The 18,462-nt window shown below is 74.4% G+C and carries 18 protein-coding genes; 13 read left to right on the top strand and 5 right to left on the bottom strand.

The genetic code is table 11. From position 1 onward, the window contains the following. Positions 1-12 precede the first annotated feature (12 nt). The 5 genes from ACQKM2_RS17415 (at position 13) to ACQKM2_RS17395 (ending at position 5,332) form a co-directional block, all read left to right on the top strand. Complete coding sequence (locus ACQKM2_RS17415) at positions 13-972, top strand: LysR substrate-binding domain-containing protein (RefSeq protein WP_427710610.1); 960 nt, start codon at positions 13-15, stop codon at positions 970-972. 85 nt (positions 973-1,057) lie between these two features. Next, the gene (locus ACQKM2_RS17410; protein WP_427710608.1) at positions 1,058-2,143 is read left to right on the top strand and encodes an S-(hydroxymethyl)mycothiol dehydrogenase; all 1,086 of its coding nucleotides are present in this window, start codon (positions 1,058-1,060) and stop codon (positions 2,141-2,143) included. A 171-nt stretch (positions 2,144-2,314) separates the two neighbouring features. Continuing rightward, the gene (locus ACQKM2_RS17405) at positions 2,315-3,625 is read left to right on the top strand and encodes an alpha/beta fold hydrolase (RefSeq protein ID WP_427710606.1); all 1,311 of its coding nucleotides are present in this window, start codon (positions 2,315-2,317) and stop codon (positions 3,623-3,625) included. Between the two features lie 53 nt (positions 3,626-3,678). Beyond that, positions 3,679-4,443 carry a PIG-L deacetylase family protein gene (locus tag ACQKM2_RS17400; RefSeq protein WP_427710605.1) on the top strand — a complete coding sequence of 255 codons (765 nt, stop codon included), beginning with the start codon at positions 3,679-3,681 and terminating at the stop codon, positions 4,441-4,443. Between the two features lie 55 nt (positions 4,444-4,498). Further along, entirely contained in the window at positions 4,499-5,332 is an 834-nt protein-coding gene (locus ACQKM2_RS17395; RefSeq protein ID WP_427710603.1) for an enoyl-CoA hydratase/isomerase family protein, read from the top strand. On the opposite strand, the gene ACQKM2_RS17390 is transcribed toward ACQKM2_RS17395, so the two are convergent. The 3 genes from ACQKM2_RS17390 to ACQKM2_RS17380 are packed head-to-tail and all read right to left on the bottom strand — an operon-like array spanning position 5,319 to position 8,079. Then, a complete protein-coding gene (locus tag ACQKM2_RS17390) occupies positions 5,319-5,942 on the bottom strand; it encodes an SMI1/KNR4 family protein (protein WP_427710601.1) in 624 nt (207 codons plus the stop codon). The genes ACQKM2_RS17395 and ACQKM2_RS17390 overlap by 14 nt on opposite strands. 43 nt (positions 5,943-5,985) lie before the next feature. Beyond that, entirely contained in the window at positions 5,986-6,885 is a 900-nt protein-coding gene (locus ACQKM2_RS17385; RefSeq protein ID WP_427710599.1) for an SDR family oxidoreductase, read from the bottom strand. 60 nt (positions 6,886-6,945) lie between these two features. Continuing rightward, positions 6,946-8,079, bottom strand: a complete 1,134-nt coding sequence (locus ACQKM2_RS17380; RefSeq protein WP_427710597.1) for a hypothetical protein — start codon at positions 8,077-8,079, stop codon at positions 6,946-6,948. A gap of 298 nt (positions 8,080-8,377) precedes the next feature. Here ACQKM2_RS17380 and ACQKM2_RS17375 point away from each other — a divergent pair, with 298 nt between their 5' ends. From ACQKM2_RS17375 to ACQKM2_RS17350, 6 genes are all read left to right on the top strand, one after another. Continuing rightward, positions 8,378-9,355 (top strand): NADPH:quinone oxidoreductase family protein, encoded by a 978-nt coding sequence (locus ACQKM2_RS17375; RefSeq protein ID WP_427710595.1) that lies wholly within the window; start codon positions 8,378-8,380, stop codon positions 9,353-9,355. Beyond that, positions 9,352-10,542 (top strand): acyl-CoA dehydrogenase family protein, encoded by a 1,191-nt coding sequence (locus ACQKM2_RS17370; protein ID WP_427710593.1) that lies wholly within the window; start codon positions 9,352-9,354, stop codon positions 10,540-10,542. Before ACQKM2_RS17375 ends, ACQKM2_RS17370 begins: the two co-directional genes overlap by 4 nt. Continuing rightward, complete coding sequence (locus ACQKM2_RS17365; RefSeq protein WP_427710591.1) at positions 10,539-11,696, top strand: acyl-CoA dehydrogenase family protein; 1,158 nt, start codon at positions 10,539-10,541, stop codon at positions 11,694-11,696. Before ACQKM2_RS17370 ends, ACQKM2_RS17365 begins: the two co-directional genes overlap by 4 nt. A 78-nt stretch (positions 11,697-11,774) precedes the next feature. Beyond that, on the top strand, positions 11,775-12,344 hold the full coding sequence (locus ACQKM2_RS17360; protein ID WP_427710589.1) for a GNAT family N-acetyltransferase: 570 nt from the start codon (positions 11,775-11,777) through the stop codon (positions 12,342-12,344). 69 nt (positions 12,345-12,413) lie between these two features. Beyond that, on the top strand, positions 12,414-12,782 hold the full coding sequence (locus ACQKM2_RS17355) for a tyrosinase family oxidase copper chaperone (RefSeq protein WP_427710587.1): 369 nt from the start codon (positions 12,414-12,416) through the stop codon (positions 12,780-12,782). A 26-nt stretch (positions 12,783-12,808) separates the two neighbouring features. After that, positions 12,809-13,672: a tyrosinase family protein gene (locus tag ACQKM2_RS17350; protein ID WP_427710586.1), complete on the top strand. Its 864-nt coding sequence runs from the start codon at positions 12,809-12,811 to the stop codon at positions 13,670-13,672. 142 nt (positions 13,673-13,814) lie between these two features. Here the strand turns inward: ACQKM2_RS17350 and ACQKM2_RS17345 are convergent, their stop codons facing one another. Then, complete coding sequence (locus ACQKM2_RS17345) at positions 13,815-14,099, bottom strand: chaplin (RefSeq protein ID WP_405977353.1); 285 nt, start codon at positions 14,097-14,099, stop codon at positions 13,815-13,817. Between the two features lie 322 nt (positions 14,100-14,421). Here ACQKM2_RS17345 and ACQKM2_RS17340 point away from each other — a divergent pair, with 322 nt between their 5' ends. Continuing rightward, complete coding sequence (locus tag ACQKM2_RS17340) at positions 14,422-15,876, top strand: carboxylesterase/lipase family protein (RefSeq protein ID WP_427710583.1); 1,455 nt, start codon at positions 14,422-14,424, stop codon at positions 15,874-15,876. Here ACQKM2_RS17340 and ACQKM2_RS17335 read toward each other — a convergent pair. Continuing rightward, positions 15,854-17,305 (bottom strand): alpha/beta hydrolase, encoded by a 1,452-nt coding sequence (locus tag ACQKM2_RS17335; protein ID WP_427710581.1) that lies wholly within the window; start codon positions 17,303-17,305, stop codon positions 15,854-15,856. The genes ACQKM2_RS17340 and ACQKM2_RS17335 overlap by 23 nt on opposite strands. A gap of 273 nt (positions 17,306-17,578) precedes the next feature. On the opposite strand from ACQKM2_RS17335, the gene ACQKM2_RS17330 reads away from it, so the two are divergent. Continuing rightward, positions 17,579-18,460, top strand: coding sequence for an alkaline phosphatase family protein (locus tag ACQKM2_RS17330; protein ID WP_427710579.1), 882 nt, complete (start codon positions 17,579-17,581; stop codon positions 18,458-18,460). Positions 18,461-18,462: the final 2 nt, after the last annotated feature.

Raw genomic sequence — 18,462 nt, 5'->3', positions numbered from 1 at the left:
TAAGCTGAGCCGATGCTCGACGTACGCCGCCTGCGCCTGCTGCGGGAACTCGCCCGCCGGGGCACCATCGCCGCCGTGGCCGAGGCCCTCGCCTTCAGCCCCTCCGCCGTCTCCCAGCAGCTCACCGTCCTCGAACGCGAGGCCGGCCTGCCCCTGCTGGAACGCACCGGCCGCCGTGTCCGCCTCACCCCGGCCGCCCAGAACCTCGTGCGCCACGCCGAGGCCGTCCTGGAACGCCTGGAGCAGGCCGACGCCGACCTGGCGGAGGCCCGCAGCGGCCTCGCCGGAGTCCTGCGTATCGGGTCCTTCCCCACCGCCACCCGGGCCATCGTCCCGGCGACCCTGGTCCACCTGGCCCGGCGCCACCCGGGGCTGGAGCCGAGGGTCCGCGAGACCGACCCGGCGGCGGTCGCGCACGCCCTGCGGGCCGGGGACCTGGACGTGGCCCTCGTCCACGAGTACGACTTCGTCCCCGCGCCGCCGGAGCCGGGGCTGGCCACCCGCCCGCTGTACGGGGAGGCCATGTACCTGGCCGCGCCCGCGGTCCCGCCGGCCGCCGCCCCCGCCGCCCCCGCCGGCCCCGTCCCGGACGGCGGCTCCGACCAGGGCGCGGTCCTGCGCACCCGCCAGGACGAGCCGTGGATCACCGCCACCCCCGGGACCCTCTGCCACGCCATGACCGTACGGGCCTGCCAGGCGGCCGGGTTCACCCCCCGGATCCGGCACCAGGTCGACGAGTTCGACACCGTCCTCGCGCTGGTCGCGGCCGGGCAGGGGGTGGCCGTCGTCCCCCAGCTGGGCGTGACCGGGCCCCCGGACCCCGCCGTCGCCCTCACCCGCCTGCACATGGAACGCCGCACCAAGGTCGCCTTCCGCAGCGGCGCGGCCGCCCACCCCGCCGTCGCCGCCTTCACCGCGGCGCTGCGCGCCTGCGTACCGCCGCACCTGGCCGGAACCGGAACCGGCGGATGACGCGAAGGCCCGCACAACTCCCTTGGACGGCCGCGCCCGTGTACGTTCGATGATCCAGACCGATCCGAACAGAACGGGGTACGACGTGACACATCGCGTACGAGGGGTCATCGCGCGGAGCAAGGGCGCACCGGTGGAGACGACCACGATCCTCGTGCCCGACCCGGGGCCCGGCGAAGCCCTCGTCAAGGTCCAGGCCTGCGGGGTCTGTCACACCGACCTGCACTACCGCGAGGGCGGCATCAACGACGAGTTCCCCTTCCTCCTCGGCCACGAGGCCGCGGGCGTCGTCGAGTCCGTCGGCCCCGACGTCACCTCCGTCGCCCCCGGCGACTTCGTGGTCCTCAACTGGCGCGCGGTGTGCGGTGACTGCCGGGCCTGCAAGCGCGGCAGGCCCTGGTACTGCTTCAACACCCACAACGCCACCCAGCCCATGACGCTGGAGGACGGCACCCCGCTCTCCCCGGCCCTGGGCATCGGCGCCTTCGCCGAGAAGACCCTCGTCGCCGCCGGACAGTGCACCAAGGTGGACCCCGCCGCCTCGCCGGCCGCCGCCGGTCTGCTCGGCTGCGGCGTGATGGCGGGCCTCGGCGCAGCCCTGAACACCGGCAACGTCGGGCGGGGCGACTCGGTCGCCGTCATCGGCTGCGGGGGAGTCGGCAACGCGGCCGTCGCCGGCGCCCGGCTGGCCGGCGCCTCGCGGGTCATCGCCGTGGACCTGGACGAGCGGAAGCTGGAGTGGGCGCGCGGCCTCGGCGCCACCCACACCGTCAACGGGCGCACGCAGGACGTGGTCAAAGCGATCCAGGAGCTGACCGGCGGGAACGGTGCGGACGTGGTCATCGAGGCCGTCGGCCGCCCCGAGACCTACCGGCAGGCCTTCTACGCCCGCGACCTGGCCGGCACCGTGGTCCTGGTCGGCGTACCGACGCCCGAGATGCAGCTCGAACTCCCGCTCCTGGACGTCTTCGGGCGCGGCGGCGCCCTCAAGTCCTCCTGGTACGGGGACTGCCTGCCCGAGCGCGACTTCCCGCTGCTGATCGACCTGTACCTGCAGGGCCGGCTCGACCTCGACGCGTTCGTCTCCGAGACCATCCCGCTCGACGGGGTCGAGGAGGCCTTCGCCCGCATGGAGCGCGGCGAGGTGCTCCGCTCCGTGGTGGCCTTCTGACCCGCTGCCCCCGGGCCCCCCGACCCGGGGGCCCGGGGGCTCGGGGGTCCCGAGGCCCACAGGTCCCGGGGGCATAGACTCGGCCGGGACGTCAGCCCCGGCCGCGGGCCCCGCCGCGATCCGGCGAAGGCGCGGGGCAGGGGATCCGCACCCACACCCCAGGGGCCGTCCGTGACCCTCCCGCGCAGCTACCGCCAGCCCGGTGTCGTCCTGACCGACCACCACTTCACCGTGCCGCTCGACCACGACCGCCCCGACGGGGAGCGGATCGAGCTGTACGCCCGCGAGGTGGTCGCGGGCGGCAAGGACCCCGAGCGGCTGCCCTGGCTGCTGTACCTGGAAGGCGGACCCGGCTTCGGGGCGCGGCGGTTCACCGGACGCCAGGCCTGGCTGGAGCGGGCCCTCGCCGACCACCGGGTGCTCCTCCTGGACCAGCGCGGCACCGGCCGCTCCACCCCCGCCAACCGGCAGACCCTGCCCGCGCGCGGCACCCCCGCCGAGCAGGCGGCCTACCTCGCCCACTTCCGCGCCGACTCCATCGTGCGCGACGCCGAGGCCATCCGCCCCGCCCTGACCGGCGGCGCCCCCTGGACCGTGCTCGGCCAGAGCTTCGGCGGGTTCTGCGCCACCCACTACCTCTCCACCGCGCCCGAGGGCCTGACAGCCGCCCTGATCACCGGCGGACTGCCCTCCCTCCACGCCACCGCCACCGAGGTGTACGAGGCCGCGTACCCCCGCGTCGAGCGCAAGAACCTCGCCCACTACGCCCGCTACCCCATGGACGTCGAGCGCGCCCGCCGCATCGCCGCCCACCTCGCGGAGCGTCCCGCCGAACTCCCCGGCGGCTACCGGCTGACCGTGGAGGCCTTCCAGTCCCTCGGCCTGATGCTCGGTGCCGGCGACGGCAGCCACCAGCTGCACTACCTCCTGGAGGACGCCTTCGTCACCACCCCGGCGGGCCCCGCCCTCGCGGACGCCTTCCTGCACGCCGTCCACGCCCACCTCTCCTTCGCGGGCCACCCCCTCTACGCCCTGCTCCACGAGGCGATCTACGCCCAGGACCCGGCGGCCCCCACCGCCTGGGCCGCCGAACGGGTCCGCGCCGCACACCCCCGCTTCGACGCGGCGAAGGCCCTCGCGGGCGACGGCCCCGTGCTCTTCACCGGCGAGACCATCCACCCCTGGCAGTTCACCGCCGACCCGGCCCTCGCCCCGCTCCGCGAGACCGCCGAGCACCTGGCCTCCCGCACCGGCTGGACACCCCTCTACGACCCGGCCCGGCTCGCCGCCAACGAGGTCCCGGTGGCGGCCGCGGTCTACCACGACGACATGTACGTGGACACCGCCCACTCCCTGGCCACGGCCCGCGCCGTCCGCGGCCTGCGGACCTGGGTGACGGACGAGTTCGAACACGACGGCGTCCGCGCGGGCGGCCCCCGCGTCCTGGACCGGCTGCTCTCGCTGGTCCGCGACGAGGTCTAGCCCGGCCCCCCGACTGCGGGCCCGGCGGGGGAGCGTCGCCTATTGTGCGGCGTATGACCGAACAAGCAGAGCAGCAGCCGTCCTTGCAGCCCATGCCCGCCGACTGGCGGCGCGCCCTCGCCGTGGTCGCGCACCCCGACGACCTGGAGTACGGCTGCGCCGCCGCCATCGCCGAGTGGACGGACGGCGGCCGCGAGGTCGCCTACCTCCTGGCCACGCGCGGCGAGGCCGGCATCGACGGGGTCGCCCCGGACGAGTGCGGCCCGCTGCGCGAGGCCGAGCAGCGGGCGAGCGCGGCGGTCGTCGGGGTCTCCACCGTGGAGTTCCTCGACCACCGCGACGGCGTCGTCGAGTACGGGCTCGGCCTGCGCCGGGACATCGCGGCGGCCATCCGGCGGCACCGCCCCGAGCTGGTGATCACCCTCAACCACCGTGACACGTGGGGCGGGGTGGGCGGCGGCGGGTACTGGAACACCCCCGACCACAAGGCCGTCGGCCGGGCCGTGCTGGACGCCGCCGCCGACGCGGGCAACCGGTGGATCTTCCCCGAACTCGTCTCCGAGCAGGGCCTGGAGCCCTGGGACGGGGTGCGCTGGGTCGCCGTGGCGAACACCACCACGCCCACCCACGCCGTCGACGCCGGCCCCGGACTGGAGCGCGCCATCCGGTCCCTGCTGGAGCACAAGGCGTACATCTCCGCGCTGACCGACCAGGACCCCGAGGAGTACGTGCGCACCTTCCTCACCGGCAACGTCCAGCAGGCGGCGGCCCGCTTCGGCGGCCGTCCGGCGGTGCCGTTCGAGGTCTTCCCCCGCTGACCGGACCCCCCCTAAGCTGACGATCCGTCAGCTGATTTCGGGGGTGCGGTACACGGTGATCGACACGCTGGGCAGGGAGGTGGGCGAGGGCGAGGAGCGCATCCGGCTGGACGTCGAGGACGGCATCGCGCTCCTCACCCTCTGCCGCCCCGACAAGCTCAACGGCTGGAGCTGGGAGTCCACCCGCCAGCTGGGCCTGCTCGCCGACCGGATCCGCTTCGACCCGGACGTGCGCGCGGTCCTGCTGCGCGCACAGGGCCGGGCCTTCTGCGCGGGCATCGACGTGACCGCCCCCGGCGGCGCCATCACGGGCGGCTCCGCCGCCGAACGGACCCGGAACTACTACGAGGGCATCCGCTGGGTCCACGAGCGCTTCTCCGTCCTCGCCCGCCTGCCGCAGCCGGTCGTCGCCGCCGTCCAGGGCTACTGTCTGGGCTTCGGCTTCGAACTGGCCCTGATGGCCGACATCCGGATCGCCGCCGCCGACGCCGTCTTCGCGCTGCCCGAGGCCCGGCTGGGCGTGGCGGTGGACGCCGGCGGCGACTTGCGCATCGCCCGGGAGGCGGGCGCGGGCTGGGCCAAGTTCCTCGCCCTGACCGGCCGCAGGATCGACGCGGCCACCGCCGAGCGCCTGGGGCTGGTCCAACTGGTCGTCCCCCGGGCCGCCCTGGACGCGGAGGCCCGCACCCTGACCGCCGAGATCGCGGCGAACGCCCCGCTCGCCGTCCAGGGCATCAAGCGCTCGATCGACGCCTACGCGGACGCCGCCCTGCCCGCCGCCCTGGACCGGGTGGCCATGACGGCGGCCCTCACCCTCACCTCCGAGGACGCCGCCGAGGGCTACGGGGCCGAGGCCGCCCGCCGGCCCCCGCGCTTCAGGGGAGCCTGACCTCCGGGTCCTCGCCGCCGAGCCCGCGCAGCGCCCGGAAACCCCGGTACTCCGCGTGCATCAGGTCGGCGAAGGACTCGTGCCGCACCGGCCCGTAGCCTCCCCAGCTGGAGAACCGGTACGCCGCCCACTCGCCCTCGGCGTTGACGTCACCGGGGTCGAGGATCAGCCAGGTCTGGTCCCCCTCCAGGGATATCTGGACCGCCCGGCCCCACCGCGCGGACTCGTACGGCTCCTTCTCGCCGTCGTCCTCCTCGTCGTCCTCGTCCTCGTCGTCCGGATCGTCGTCGAGGTCCTCCTGCTCCCACTCGGCGAGCATCTCGTACAGGTACCCCGTCAGCTCCCGCAGCGGACCCACCTCCGCCGCCGGGGCGAGGAGTTCCACGAACTCCCCGGCCCACCGCCAGCCGTCGGTGACCTCCAGGAAGGAGCGGTACGAAGGCGGCAGGGGGACCCCCAGCCGGGCTTCGAGCGCGGCGATCCGCTCCGGCGCGGCGGGGTCGAAACCCAGCCAGCCGAGGGGCGGCTCCGAGGGGGCCTCGGCGCGCGCGGCCGTCTCCCGCTCGGCGCTCCAGGTGCGGAGGAAGGGTTCCCAGTCATCGGTCTTCATGAACCCGATGGTGCCGCACGCCACTGACACGACTCGGACCGGGTCACGGCCGGAACGGTCCGCGCCCCAGCTGCTCCCGCACCGGCACCACCTCCGGCTGGACCAGTGCCCGGCGCTGCCAGTTCGCCCCGTCGACCACCAGGGTGTGGCCGGTGACGAAACGGGCGTAGGGCGAGGCCAGGAAGGTGGCGGCCCAGCCCAGTTCGCGCGGGGCGCCCACCCGCAGGGCGGGCTGCCGGGAGTCCTTGGAGTCCGGGGCGGCGCGCTCCAGCCCGCCCCGGATGTCCTCGGTCATGTCGGCGTGCGGGAACAGCCCGGGCACCAGCCCGTTGACGCGGATGCCGTACGGGCCCCACTCCACGGCGAGGGTCTCCACCAGGTTCTTCACCCCGGCCTTCGCGGCGGCGCTGTGGGCGAAGCCGGGCCCGCCGGTCCAGGCGTACGAGGCGCCGACGCTGACGATGGCCCCCGGGGTGCCGGCGCAGAGGTGGCGCCGGCCGAACTCGCGGGTCATGAACCAGGTCCCGGTCAGGGTGGTGTCGACCACCGCCCGCCAGGCGCCCGGGGACAGGTCCTCGGCGGGGCTGGGGAAGTTCGCCGCGGCGTTGTTGACCAGCACGTCGGGCAGTCCCAGCGCGGCCCCGGCGGCGTCGAAGACGTCCGCGACCCGCTCGGGGTCCCGGATGTCGCAGACCGCGGTCGCCACCCGGCCCGCCCCGGGCACGGCCGCCAGCTCCTCGCGCGCCGCCTCCAGCTGCGCGGCGCGGCGCCCGGCGATCAGCAGGTCGGCGCCGAGCCGGGCGAACTCGGCGGCGATGGCCTTGCCCAGCCCGGTGCCGCCGCCGGTCACGAGGACCACCTGCCCCGCGTACGTGCCGGCGGGCAGGGCGGCGGCGCCGAGCGGGGGCGGCGCGGGCAGGCCGCGCCTGTTCTCGTCCGTCATGGGGGCATCGATAGCGCGCCGGGGCGCAGATCGCCATGCCCGTGACGGCGGAAGCCGCCGCTACTTGGGCTCGTACGCCTGCTTCGTCGCGCAGGTCCAGATCACCGGCTTCAGCGTGCCGGCGGCGTTGACGGCCGCGCCGCCGACCCGGCCGTCGTCGGCGGCCGACGAGGCGGCGCTGGCCCCGTTCGCGGCGAGCCGGGGCAGGGCGAGCACCGGCCCGGTGCCCGTCCACAGCTGCGCTTGGTCGGGCAGGGTCTGGATGTCCGGGTGGAACCTGGCGGTGCCGACGGATACGCCGGTCGTCGGGCTGACGGCCTCGAAGGTGCCGTACGGGTGGGTCTTCAGCGCGCCGGGGGCGCCGACGGGACCGGTGTAGGGCGCGGTCCAGGTCACCGGCCGGAACTGGTAGCCCATGCCGTACCAGTCGTAGCCGACGACGCGGCCGCTCTCGTCGATGTCCTGTACCCAGCTGTCGTTGGAGGTGCGCGACAGGGCCTTGGCCGGTCCGCCGTCGGCGGGCCAGAGGACGGGGTAGCTGCCCTCCAGGTGCTGTCCGGTCTCCGGGACCTCGTAGTCCTCGCGGGCCATGCCGATGACGTCGCCCTTGTTGTTGATGCCGGAGACCAGCTCGATCCGGGTGCCGGGCGCCGCGTCCGCGGGCACGGCCAGGTCGCGGACCTTCAGGCCGTCCTTCCACACGGTGCCCACGCCCGGACGGGTGCGCGAGACGACGTAGCCGGCGTCGTTGACGTCGGCGTCGTCGGACAGCCAGTCGCTCCCCGGCAGCCGGGTGACCGCGGCATCGCCCGCCCGGTAGGTGAACAGGTAGTCGTCGGCGCCGTGGGTGACGCCGACCATCAGGCCGCTCTTGTTCACGGCGAGCACGGCGCCCGACAGGCCGGCGTCGGACAGCGGGACCTTGTGGAGCCGGGTGCCGGTCCAGTACACGGGCTTGCCGCCGGAGACGCCGACGGACAGGCTGCCCGTGCCGAGTCCGAGGACCCCCTCGGTCTGTTCGTTGCCCACGCTGTAGCCGCCGGTGCCGATGGAGCCGAGGACCTGGATCCGGGGTGTGCAGGACGGGGCGGCCGCGGCCGGTCCGGCGGCGGTGACGATCCGGGCCAGGACGAGGGCGGCGGCGGCCGCCGCGCCGGTCCGGCGCGTGCGGGTGCGCGTGCGGGTGTGGTTCATCGTTCGGTTCCCCCTGTGGTGCGGGCGTGGCGCAGACGCGCGCCCGGAGCGGTCGGCTCCGGGCGCGCGGAATCCCCTGGTGCGTCATATGCCCTGTGCAAGCGGCCTGTTGATGTTATCTGCGGATACGGGTGTTCACCCGTGGTTCGTCCGTCCGATTTCCGGAACGGGCGGGCGGACCCGCCGGGGGCGGGGGACCCGCCCGGCGGGGATGGCGCGGACGAGGGTTCCCAAGGGGGCAAGCGACCGCTTAGTATGCCGCCGAGCGTGGTCCCTCGACGGCGGCTGGAGGCCCCGGATGCAGGCATGGCGAGTACACACGACCGGCGAACCCCGCGAGGCCATGCGCCTCGAAGAGGTCCCCGAACCCGTGCCCGGCGAGGGCGAGGTGAAACTCCGGGTCCTCGCGGCGAACGTCAACTTCCCCGACGCGCTCCTCGTCCGCGGCCAGTACCAGATCCGCCCGCCCCTGCCCTTCACCCCGGGCGTCGAGATCTGCGGCCTCACCGAGGACGGCCGACGCGTCATCGCCAACCCGAGCCTGCCCCACGGCGGCTTCGCCGAGTACGTCACCGCCCCCGCCCGGGCCCTGCTGCCCGCCCCCGGCACCCTGGACGACGCCGAGGCCGCGGCCCTGCACATCGGCTACCAGACCGGCTGGTTCGGCCTCCACCGCAGGGCCCGCCTCCAGCGCGGCGAGACCCTGCTCGTGCACGCCGCCGCCGGCGGGGTCGGCAGCGCCGCCGTCCAGCTCGGCAAGGCCGCCGGAGCCACCGTCATCGGCGTCGTCGGAGGCAAGGCCAAGGCCCGCACCGCCGAGGAACTCGGCTGCGACCTCGTCATCGACCGCACCACCGAGGACGTCGTCACCCGGGTCAAGGAGTTCACCGGCGGACACGGCGCCGACGTCGCCTACGACCCCGTCGGCGGCGACGCCTACACCGCCTCCGCCAAGTGCGCGGCCTTCGAGGGCCGCATCGTCGTCGTCGGCTTCGCCGGCGGCACCGTCCCCGCCCCCGCCCTCAACCACGCCCTGGTCAAGAACTACTCCGTACTCGGCCTGCACTGGGGGCTGTACGCCGCCAAGGACCCCGCCGCGGTCCTCGCCTGCCACACCGAACTCACCCGCCTCGCCGCCGACGGCGCGATCAGACCCCTCGTCAGCGAACGCGTCCCGCTCGACCGGGCCGCCGACGCCGTCCAGCGCGTCGCCGACGGCACCACCACCGGCCGACTGGTCGTCGTACCGTCCCGGGACCCGGGAGCCGCCCGATGACCGCCGACGCCGAAGACCTCCGCGCCCGCACCCGCGCCCTCCTCGCCGCCCGTCCGCCCGCCGCCACCGCCTCCGCGGACTTCCTCCGCGCCCGCTTCGACGCCGGACTCGCCTGGGTCCACTACCCCGAGGGCCTCGGCGGACTGGGCGCGCCGCGCACCCTCCAGGCCGTCGTGGACGCCGAACTGGAGGCCGCCGGAGCCCCCGACAACGACCCCCGCCGGATCGGCATCGGCCTCGGCATGGCCGCGCCCACGATCCTCACCCACGGCACCGAGGAGCAGAAGGCCCGCTTCCTGCGCCCCCTCTGGCTGGGGGAGGAGGTCTGGTGCCAGCTCTTCAGCGAACCCGGAGCCGGCTCCGACCTCGCCGCCCTCGGCACCCGCGCCGTCCTCGACGAGGAGGCCGGGGAATGGGTGGTCGACGGCCAGAAGGTATGGACCTCCAGCGCCCACACCGCCCGCTGGGCCATCCTCCTCGCCCGCACCGACCCCGACCTCCCCAAGCACCGGGGCATCACCTACTTCCTGTGCGACATGCACGCCCCCGGCGTCGAGGTCCGCCCGCTGCGCCAGATCACCGGCGAGGCCGAGTTCAACGAGGTCTTCCTCACCGGCGTCCGCATCCCCGACACCCACCGCCTCGGCGCCGTCGGCCAGGGCTGGGCCGTCGCCCGCACCACCCTGATGAACGAACGCGTCTCCATCGGCGGCATGCGGATCCCGCGCGAGGGCGGCATGATCGCCCCCGTCGCCGCCGCCTGGCGCGGACGGCCCGCCCTGCGCACCCACGCCCTGCACCAGAGGCTGCTCGAACTGTGGGTCGAGTCCGAGGTGGCCCGCCTCACCGGCGAACGGCTGCGCCAGCAGCTCGCCGCCGGCCGGCCCGGGCCCGAGGGCAGCGGCATGAAGCTCACCTTCGCCCGCCTCAACCAGGAGATCAGCGGCCTGGAGGTGGAACTCCTCGGCGAGGAGGGCCTCCTGTACGAGGACTGGACCATGCGCCGCCCCGAGACCGTCGACTTCACCGGCCGCGACGCCGGCTACCGCTACCTGCGCGCCAAGGGCAACAGCATCGAGGGCGGCACCAGCGAGATCCTCCTCAACATCGTCGCCGAACGCGTCCTCGGCCTGCCCCCCGAACCGCGCGACGACAAGGACACCGCCTGGAAGGACCTCTCCCGATGACGACGCAGCCCGCACCGGCGCCGCAGCCCGGCCCGGCGGCCCCCAGCGCCCCCTACGACCTGCTCTACTCGCAGACCGAGGAGGAGCTCCGCGCCGCCGTACGCGCCCTGCTCGCCGACCGCTGCGCCCCCGCCGGCGTCCTCGCCCGGGCCGAGACCGGCCGGCCCCACGACCCGGGGCTGTGGCGCACCCTCGCCGCCGGGATCGGCGCCGCCGGACTGCTCGTCCCCGAGAAGCTCGGCGGGGCGGGCGCGAGCCACCGCGAGGCCGCCGTCGTCCTGGAGGAACTGGGCCGGTCCGTCGCACCCGTGCCGTACCTCACGGGCTCCGTCCTCGCGACGGAGATCCTGCTCGCCGTCGCCTGCGACAACGCCGACGCCGCCGCCCTCGTCGGGGAGGCCGCGTCCGGCGGGCTGGTCTGCGTCCCCGCCCTCCCCCTCACCCAGGCCCCCGGCGCGCCCCTGCCGGTGCCGGTCCACGACGCCGGCGGCGGGGTGCTGAGCGGCACCGTCACCTCGGTCGCGGACGCCGTCGCCGCCGACGTCCTGCTGGTCCTGGCCGACACCGGGCTGTACGCCGTCCCCGCGGACCGCGCCGCCCTGACCCCCCGGGTCCCCCTGGACCTGACCCGGCCCCTCGCCGACGTCACCCTCGACGGCGCCGCCGCCACCCGCCTCGCGGACCCCGCCAGCGCGCGGGCCGCCGTCGCCGGAGCACTGCTGTCCGGGGCCGGACTCCTCGCCTCGGAACAGCTCGGGATCGCCGAGTGGTGCCTGACCGAGACCGTCGCGTACGTACGGACCCGCCACCAGTTCAACCGCCCCGTCGGCTCCTTCCAGGCGCTCAAGCACCGCCTCGCCCGGCTGTGGCTGGACGTGGCCTCCGCCCGGGCGGCCGCCCGGGCCGCCGCCGACGCCCTGGCCACCGGCGCCCCGGACGCCCCGCTCACGGTCGCCGTCGCCCAGGCGTACTGCTCCGGGGTCGCCGTCCGCGCGGCCGAGGAGTGCGTCCAGCTCCACGGCGGCATCGGCATGACCTGGGAACACCCCGCACACCTCTACCTCAAGCGCGCCAAGGCCGACTCCCTGGCCCTGGGCACCGCCGGCCACCACCGCGGCCTGGTCGCCGACTTCGCGGAACTCCCGGCCCCCTGACCCGCCGGGCGGGGGCGGCCCCACCGGTACCCCCGCCCCGGCTCCGGCGCCCCGCCGTCCGCTTCCTATCCTCACCGCATGACGACGACGATCACCCGCCTCACCGCCCCCGCCCTCACCGCCCACCGCACCGAACTCGCCGCCCTGCTCGTCGACATCGTCGCCGGCGGGGCCTCCCTCGGCTTCCTCGCCGGCCTGGACCACGAGGACGCCGCCGCCTGGTGGGACACCCTGCTGCCCGCCGTCGAGGACGGCTCCCTCGCGCTCTGGGCCGCCCGCGGCGCCGACGGCCGCCTGGAGGGCACCGTCAGCTGGTACCGGGAGTCCAAGCCCAACGGCCGCCACCGCGCCGAACTGCGCAAGCTCATGGTCCACCCCGCCGCCCGCGGCCGCGGCACCGCCCGCGCGCTGCTCGCCGAGGCCGAGGGCGAAGCCGCCCTCGCCGGGATCGTCCTGCTCTTCCTCGACACCGAGACCGGCAGCGGCGCCGAGCACGTCTACCGCTCCGCCGGCTGGACCGAGGCGGGCACCATCCCCGACTACGCCACCGACCCGGCCGGCGAACTGCGCCCCACCACCCTCTTCTACAAGCAGCCGAAGCAGCCGGAGCACCCGGAGCAGCCGGAGCACCCCGGCCACACCGGGTGACAGGTGACCTCGCACGGTCGCTCCTCGTTGGACAGGTGAACACGCCGACCGCCGAGCGAGGGAGACCGTATGTACGCAGCACCCGCCGCACCACTGACCCGCCGCGCGGTCCTGCGCACGGCCTTCGGCGCGGCCGTGGCCGGGGGCGTGGCCGCGGCCCTGGTACCGGTACTGCGCGCCCGGGGCCCCCGCCAGACCCTCACCCCGGCCCCCCTCGCCGAGGAGACGTACCGCGGCCGCCACATCAGCGTCGACCTGGCCTCCGCGCAGGTCCGCATCGACGGCCGGCCCCTGCACGTCATGCGGCGCGCCGACGGGACCTACCTCAGCGGGGTCAACCACTTCCAGTCCTACGGGACCCCGCTGGAACTCGCCCGCGCGGCCGTCGACGAACTCGGCACCAGCCAACTGGCCCTCGCGGCACCGCACCACGGCTGACGGACGGGAACGGGAGGAGCCCCGCGTTGTACACCCGGCAGAACCAGAAGGACCTCACCAGCGCCCAGAAGAAGCGGTTCACGGCCGCCCTGCTGGAGCTCAAGCGCAACGGCGTCTACGACGAGTTCGTCCGCACCCACGGCACCTACTTCGTGCCCGACCGGGAGCGGAAGCTGCGCGTCGGGCACATGTCCCCGTCGTTCTTCCCCTGGCACCGCCGCTACCTGCTGGAGTTCGAGCAGCGGCTGCGGGCCGTCGACCCGCAGGTCTCCATCCCGTACTGGGACTGGACCACAGACAACAGCCCCGTCTCCTCCCTCTGGGCCGAGGACTTCCTCGGCGGCACCGGCCGGGAGGGCGACCGCCAGGTGACCACGGGCCCCTTCGCCTACGCGCGGGGCGACTGGACGGTCACCGTCGGGGTCAGCGAGGCCGCCTTCCTCACCCGCAACCTCGGCCGGCCCGGCAACCCGATCACCCTGCCGACCCCGGCCGAACTCCAGTGGGCCCTCGACGACCCCGTCTACGACTCCGCGCCCTGGGACTCCACCGCCCGCGAAGGCGGCTTCCGCAACAGGCTGGAGGGCTGGGCCGCGCCCCGGAGCGAGCGCTGGCGCAACCACAACAAGGTCCACCAGTGGATCGGGGGCCACATGACCGGCGGCACCGCCCCCAACGACCCCGCCTTCTGGCTGCACCACGCCTTCGTGGACCTGCTCTGGGACCGCTGGCAGCAGCGCCACCCCGGCTCCGGCTACCTGCCGGCGGCTCCCCTGGAGCTGGGCGACCTGCAGCGCGGCCGGGTCATCTCCCTCGACGAGCCGATGCCCCCGTGGGACGTCACCCCGCGCGAGATGCTGGGACACCGGGGCGTCTACCGCTACGGATGACCGCCGGCCCCCGAGCGCCACGGGGGCCGCGTCCCCCGAAGTCCCTTGAAGCCCCCTCGGAGTCCCCTCGAAGGCCAGTGGGAACGGAAAGGGCCCCCGCCGTACGGCGGGGGCCCTTCAGCCGGTCAGGCGGGCGAGATGATCACTCGCCGTAGCTGCCGCCCTCGGTGTGGTGCTTGTCGCCACCGGAGGCGTTGACGCAGGTGTTGCCGAAGGCCGGGTTCAGCAGGGCGATCACGTTGACGGTGTTGCCGCAGACGTTGACCGGGACGTGGACCGGGACCTGCACCACGTTGCCGGACCCGACACCGGGGGAGCCGACCGCCGCACCGTGCGCTCCGGCATCGGCGACAGCCAGACCCGCACCCGCGGCCACGGCGGTGCCCGCCACAGCGGTGATGGCGAATGCCTTCGCGATACGCGACATCAAGATCTCCTCATGAGATGTGGGGCGCCGCATTTCTGCGGCGCGTGACATGGCGTACAACGCGACGGGAGCCGAGTGGTCACGGCCCGTTCGGCTACCGGGTGACACGAAAACGGACAGAGCCGGAGTACGACCGCACCCGAGTGACCGTTTCCCGGCCGCTTCCAGCCCGCTTCCCGGCCTCTTCCCGGCCGCTTCCCGGCCGCACGAGCGACGCTCCCGGCCCGGCGCGATCCCGTCCGCGCGACCCGATCGTGCCTTGTCAGGCCGTGGACGCCTGTGCGACGGTGCCCCGGAGGACACCCTGGCGAGGAGAGCACGGATGAGCGCAGCGGGCGGCGGACGGCCCCGGGCCGGCACCGGACACGGCATCGTGGAGGGCCGCTGGGAGGGCGACGGGATCGCCGTCTTCCGGGGCATCCCCTACGCCGCCGCGCCCGTCGGCCCCCGCCGGTTCGACGCCCCGAGGCCGCCGGCCGCCTGGGACGGCGTACGCGACGCGGGGGCGTTCGGGCCCACCGCGCCCAAGGTGCCCTACCCGCCGGCCTTCGCCGCCCTGCTGCCCGACCCGAAGGTCCCCGGCGCGAACTGCCTGAACCTGAACGTCTGGACCCCGGACCCGGCTCCCGGGGCCGGCCTGCCCGTCATGGTGTGGCTGCACGGCGGCGCCCACACCCGGGGCTCCTCGGCCGTCCCCGTCTACGACGGCTCGGCGTTCGCCCGCGACGGGATCGTGCTCGTCTCGGTCAACTTCCGGCTCGGCGTCCTCGGTTACGGCCTCTTCCCCGACGCGCCCGCCAACCGGGGCCTGCTCGACCAGATCGCCGCCCTCGCATGGGTGCGGGACAACATCACGGCCTTCGGCGGCGACCCCGCCCGGGTCACCGTCTTCGGCGAGTCCGCCGGCGCCATCAGCGTCGGCGCCCTGCTCGGCGCACCGGACGCCGAGGGCCTCTTCGCCCGGGCCGTCCTGCAGAGCGGCGCCCCCGAGGCGCTGCCGCGCGACGGGGTGCGGACCATGGTGCGCCGGATGGCCTCGCTCCTCAAGGTGCCCGCCACCGCGCGGGCCTTCGCGGGGGTGGGCCTGCCCGCGCTGCTCGCCGCCCAGGCGGCCGTGCTGCGGCGGTCCTCCCCGGTGCTGGGCGGTCCCGCCTTCGGGCTGGTCACCGACCCGGACTCGCTGCCCGCCGACCCGCTGGAGGCGGCCTGCGCCGCGAAGGTGCCGCTGCTGCTGGGCTGGACCGCCCAGGAGCACCGGCTGTGGCTCGCGCCGACCGGCGGCGGGCGGCTGCTGGACCGGCTCGGGCCGGCGGCCGTGGCCCTGGGCCGGCTGCGCGGCGGCAAGGACCGGGCGGCCGTACGGGCGCTGCGCGCCGCGCTGCCCGGGGCGTCCCCGGCCGACCTCGCCGGGCACCTGATCACCGACCGGCTGCTGCGCGACCCGCTGCGCAGGCTCGCCGGTGCGCCGCGCCCTGCGCCGAGCCACCTCTACGAGTTCCGCTGGCCCAGCGGCGTACCGGGCCTGGGCGCCTGCCACGCCCTGGAGTTGGGGTTCGTCTTCGACACCCTGGGGGTGCCGGAGTCCACCTGGCTGGCCGGCCCGGACGCGCCGCAGTCGCTGGCCGACGAGATGCACGGGGCCTGGGTCCGCTTCGCGGCCACCGGGGACCCCGGCTGGGCGCCCTGGGACGGCGACGGCCCGCCGAAGTTCTTCGACGGGCCGGAGCCGGAGGCAGTACGGGGTGCGGAGGCCGTTACTCCACTGGTCCTTCCATGACCTTGCTGATGAACTCCATCGGACCCAGGCCCATGTTCGGGACGTAGGTCTTGGCGTTGTGCTGGCCGCCCGGGATCACCCTGAGGCTGGTGTGGATCGGGCCCTTGGTGTACGTCTGGACGAACTTCTGGACGTCCGGGAGCGTCTTCTTGTTGCTCTCGTTGTCGCCGACCTGGAAGGCCAGGTAGACGTCCGGGCCCTTCTTGTCGATGAGCTGCTTGGCGAGGAGCTCCGGGTTGTTCTCGGCCTTCTCCTTGTCGTGGCCCTTCCACAGGGAGGAGTCCGGGACGATGTCCGGGCCGGAGGCGATCACGGCCTTGAACTTGTCCGGGTGCTTCAGCACGGCCTTCAGGCCGGCGAAGCCGCCGGTGGAGGAGCCCATGAAGGCCCAGCCGTCACGGGACTTGATGGTGCGGAAGTTCTCCCGCATCAGGTCCGGGACGTCCTCGGTCAGCCAGGTGCCCATCTTGGGCTGGCCGGGGATGTCGGAGCCGTCCCAGTAGACGCCCCCGTCGTCCGGCGCCGGGTTGAGCACCGGCATGGCGAGGATGAAGGGCTTGCCCTTGCCCTCGTGGTACCACTTGCTGATGCTCGTCTGGAGGCCCAGGTCGGTGCCCATCCAGTAGTTGCCCGGGAAGCCGGGGCCGCCCGGCAGGGCGATCATGACCGGGAAGCCGCTCTTGGCGAACTTGGGGTCGCTGTACTCCTTGGGCGCCCACACCCAGACCTTGCCCGTGAAGCCGGACTTCTTGCCGGTGATGGTGGCGACGCCGATCTGCGTGCCGTCGCTCAGCGTCGAGGTGTTCTTGAAGTCGGTCTTCGGGCCGGTGGGCATCGACATCTTCGAGTTCGGCGCCTGCTTGGCCGCGCCGTTCTTGTCGCCGGCGGCGGGCCCGCCGAAGGAGACCTGCTTGCCCTTGTCGGTGAAGGGGGGTATCTCGAAGTAGGCCATCGCGCCCGCGGCGATGCCGCCGAGGGCCAGGACGGTGACGCCGGCGATGATCCAGCGCTTCACCTTGGACTTGCGGCGCGGCTCCTCGCCGTACGGCGGCTCGGAGTAGCCGTACTGCTGCTGCTCGTACGGGGGCTGCGGCGGGCCCGGCTGGTACCCCTGGCCGGGGCGCTGCTGCTCGAACCGGGGCGGCTCGTAGTCGGGGCGCTCGTAGCGGGGCTGGGCCTGCGTCGGCTCGTCGAAGCCGCCGGGACGGTACTGGTCCTGGCCCTGCGGCGGGCGGGGCGGCTGCGGACGGCCCTGCGGCGGGCCGCCGTAGGGGCCGGCTCCCTGAGGGGCGCGGCCGTACGGCTGCTGGGGCCGGCCGCCCTGGGGCGCGTACTGCGGCGGGCCCTGCTGTCGGCCTTGCTGCCGGCCGGGCTGCTGCCCGTCCGGCCGGTACGGCGGCTGGTCCTGGCCGTCGGGTTCGTACGACATGTGCGGTGGCTCTCCGGCTGTTGCTGCCCCGTCTGGGGATGGTCTGCTTCCGTTCGAATGATGAGCGAAAGCGCTGTTGGGTTCCTCATTTTTACTTCTCTTGGGGTTCCGCGGAGCAGGTCATTACCCGTCACCCACGGTGCCCCCGGTGTTCCCTTCCCGTTATCCAAGCATCCCTGGCTCATGCACATGACGGTGGGTATGGTGCGTCCGCGCCGCCGCCCGAGACCCCTGCACCTTCCCCACGCCCGGAGGTATGTCCCCGTGTTTGGCATGACCATTTCACGGCCTCGCCGCAAGACCGCCCTCGCCACCGCCTTCGGAGCCACCGCCGCCGGAGCCGCCCTCTGGGCCGGCATCGGCACGGCCCAGCCCGCGCACGCGGCCGGTCTGCCCGCCCCCGACCACGTCGTCGTCGTGGTGTTCGAGAACCACGCCTACAACCAGGTCATCGGCAGCTCCAGCGCCCCCTACATCAACTCCCTGAAGGCCGGGGGCGCCAACCTCGCCAACTCCTACGGCATCACCCACCCCAGCCAGCCGAACTACCTCCAGCTGTTCTCCGGCTCCAACCAGGGCGTCACCGGCGACAGCTGCTACACCCCCGGCTTCAGCTCCGCCCCCAACCTCGCCTCCGAGCTGATAGCCGCCGGCAAGAGCTGGGGCAGCTACAACGAGGGCCTCCCCAGCCAGGGCTCCACCACCTGCTCCAGCGGCAAGTACGCCCGCAAGCACAACCCCTGGTTCGCCTTCTCCAACGTGCCCACCAGCACGGCGAAGACGATGACGCAGTTCCCCACCGACTTCACCACCCTCCCCAAGGTGTCCTTCGTCGTCCCCGACCTGTGCAACGACATGCACGACTGCTCCGTCGGCACCGGCGACACCTGGCTCAAGAACAAGATCAAGCCCTACGCGGACTGGGCCAAGACCCACAACAGCCTCCTCGTCGTCACCTTCGACGAGGACAACCGGCTCGCCGGCAACAAGATCCCGACGGTGCTCTACGGCCAGCCCGTCACCCCGGGATCCACCTCCTCCACCACCTACAACCACTACGACGTGCTGCGGACCCTGGAGGGCCTGGCCGGGCTGACCACCCACGCCGGGAACGCCGCCACCGCCAAGGACATCACGGGGATCTGGGCCTCCTGACC

Origin of the sequence: Streptomyces sp. NPDC004126, assembly GCF_050275515.1 — a bacterium.
GTDB lineage: Bacteria > Actinomycetota > Actinomycetes > Streptomycetales > Streptomycetaceae > Streptomyces.
Note: the sequence above shows the minus strand (reverse complement) of the source record. Positions and strands in the feature narration are given on the sequence as shown.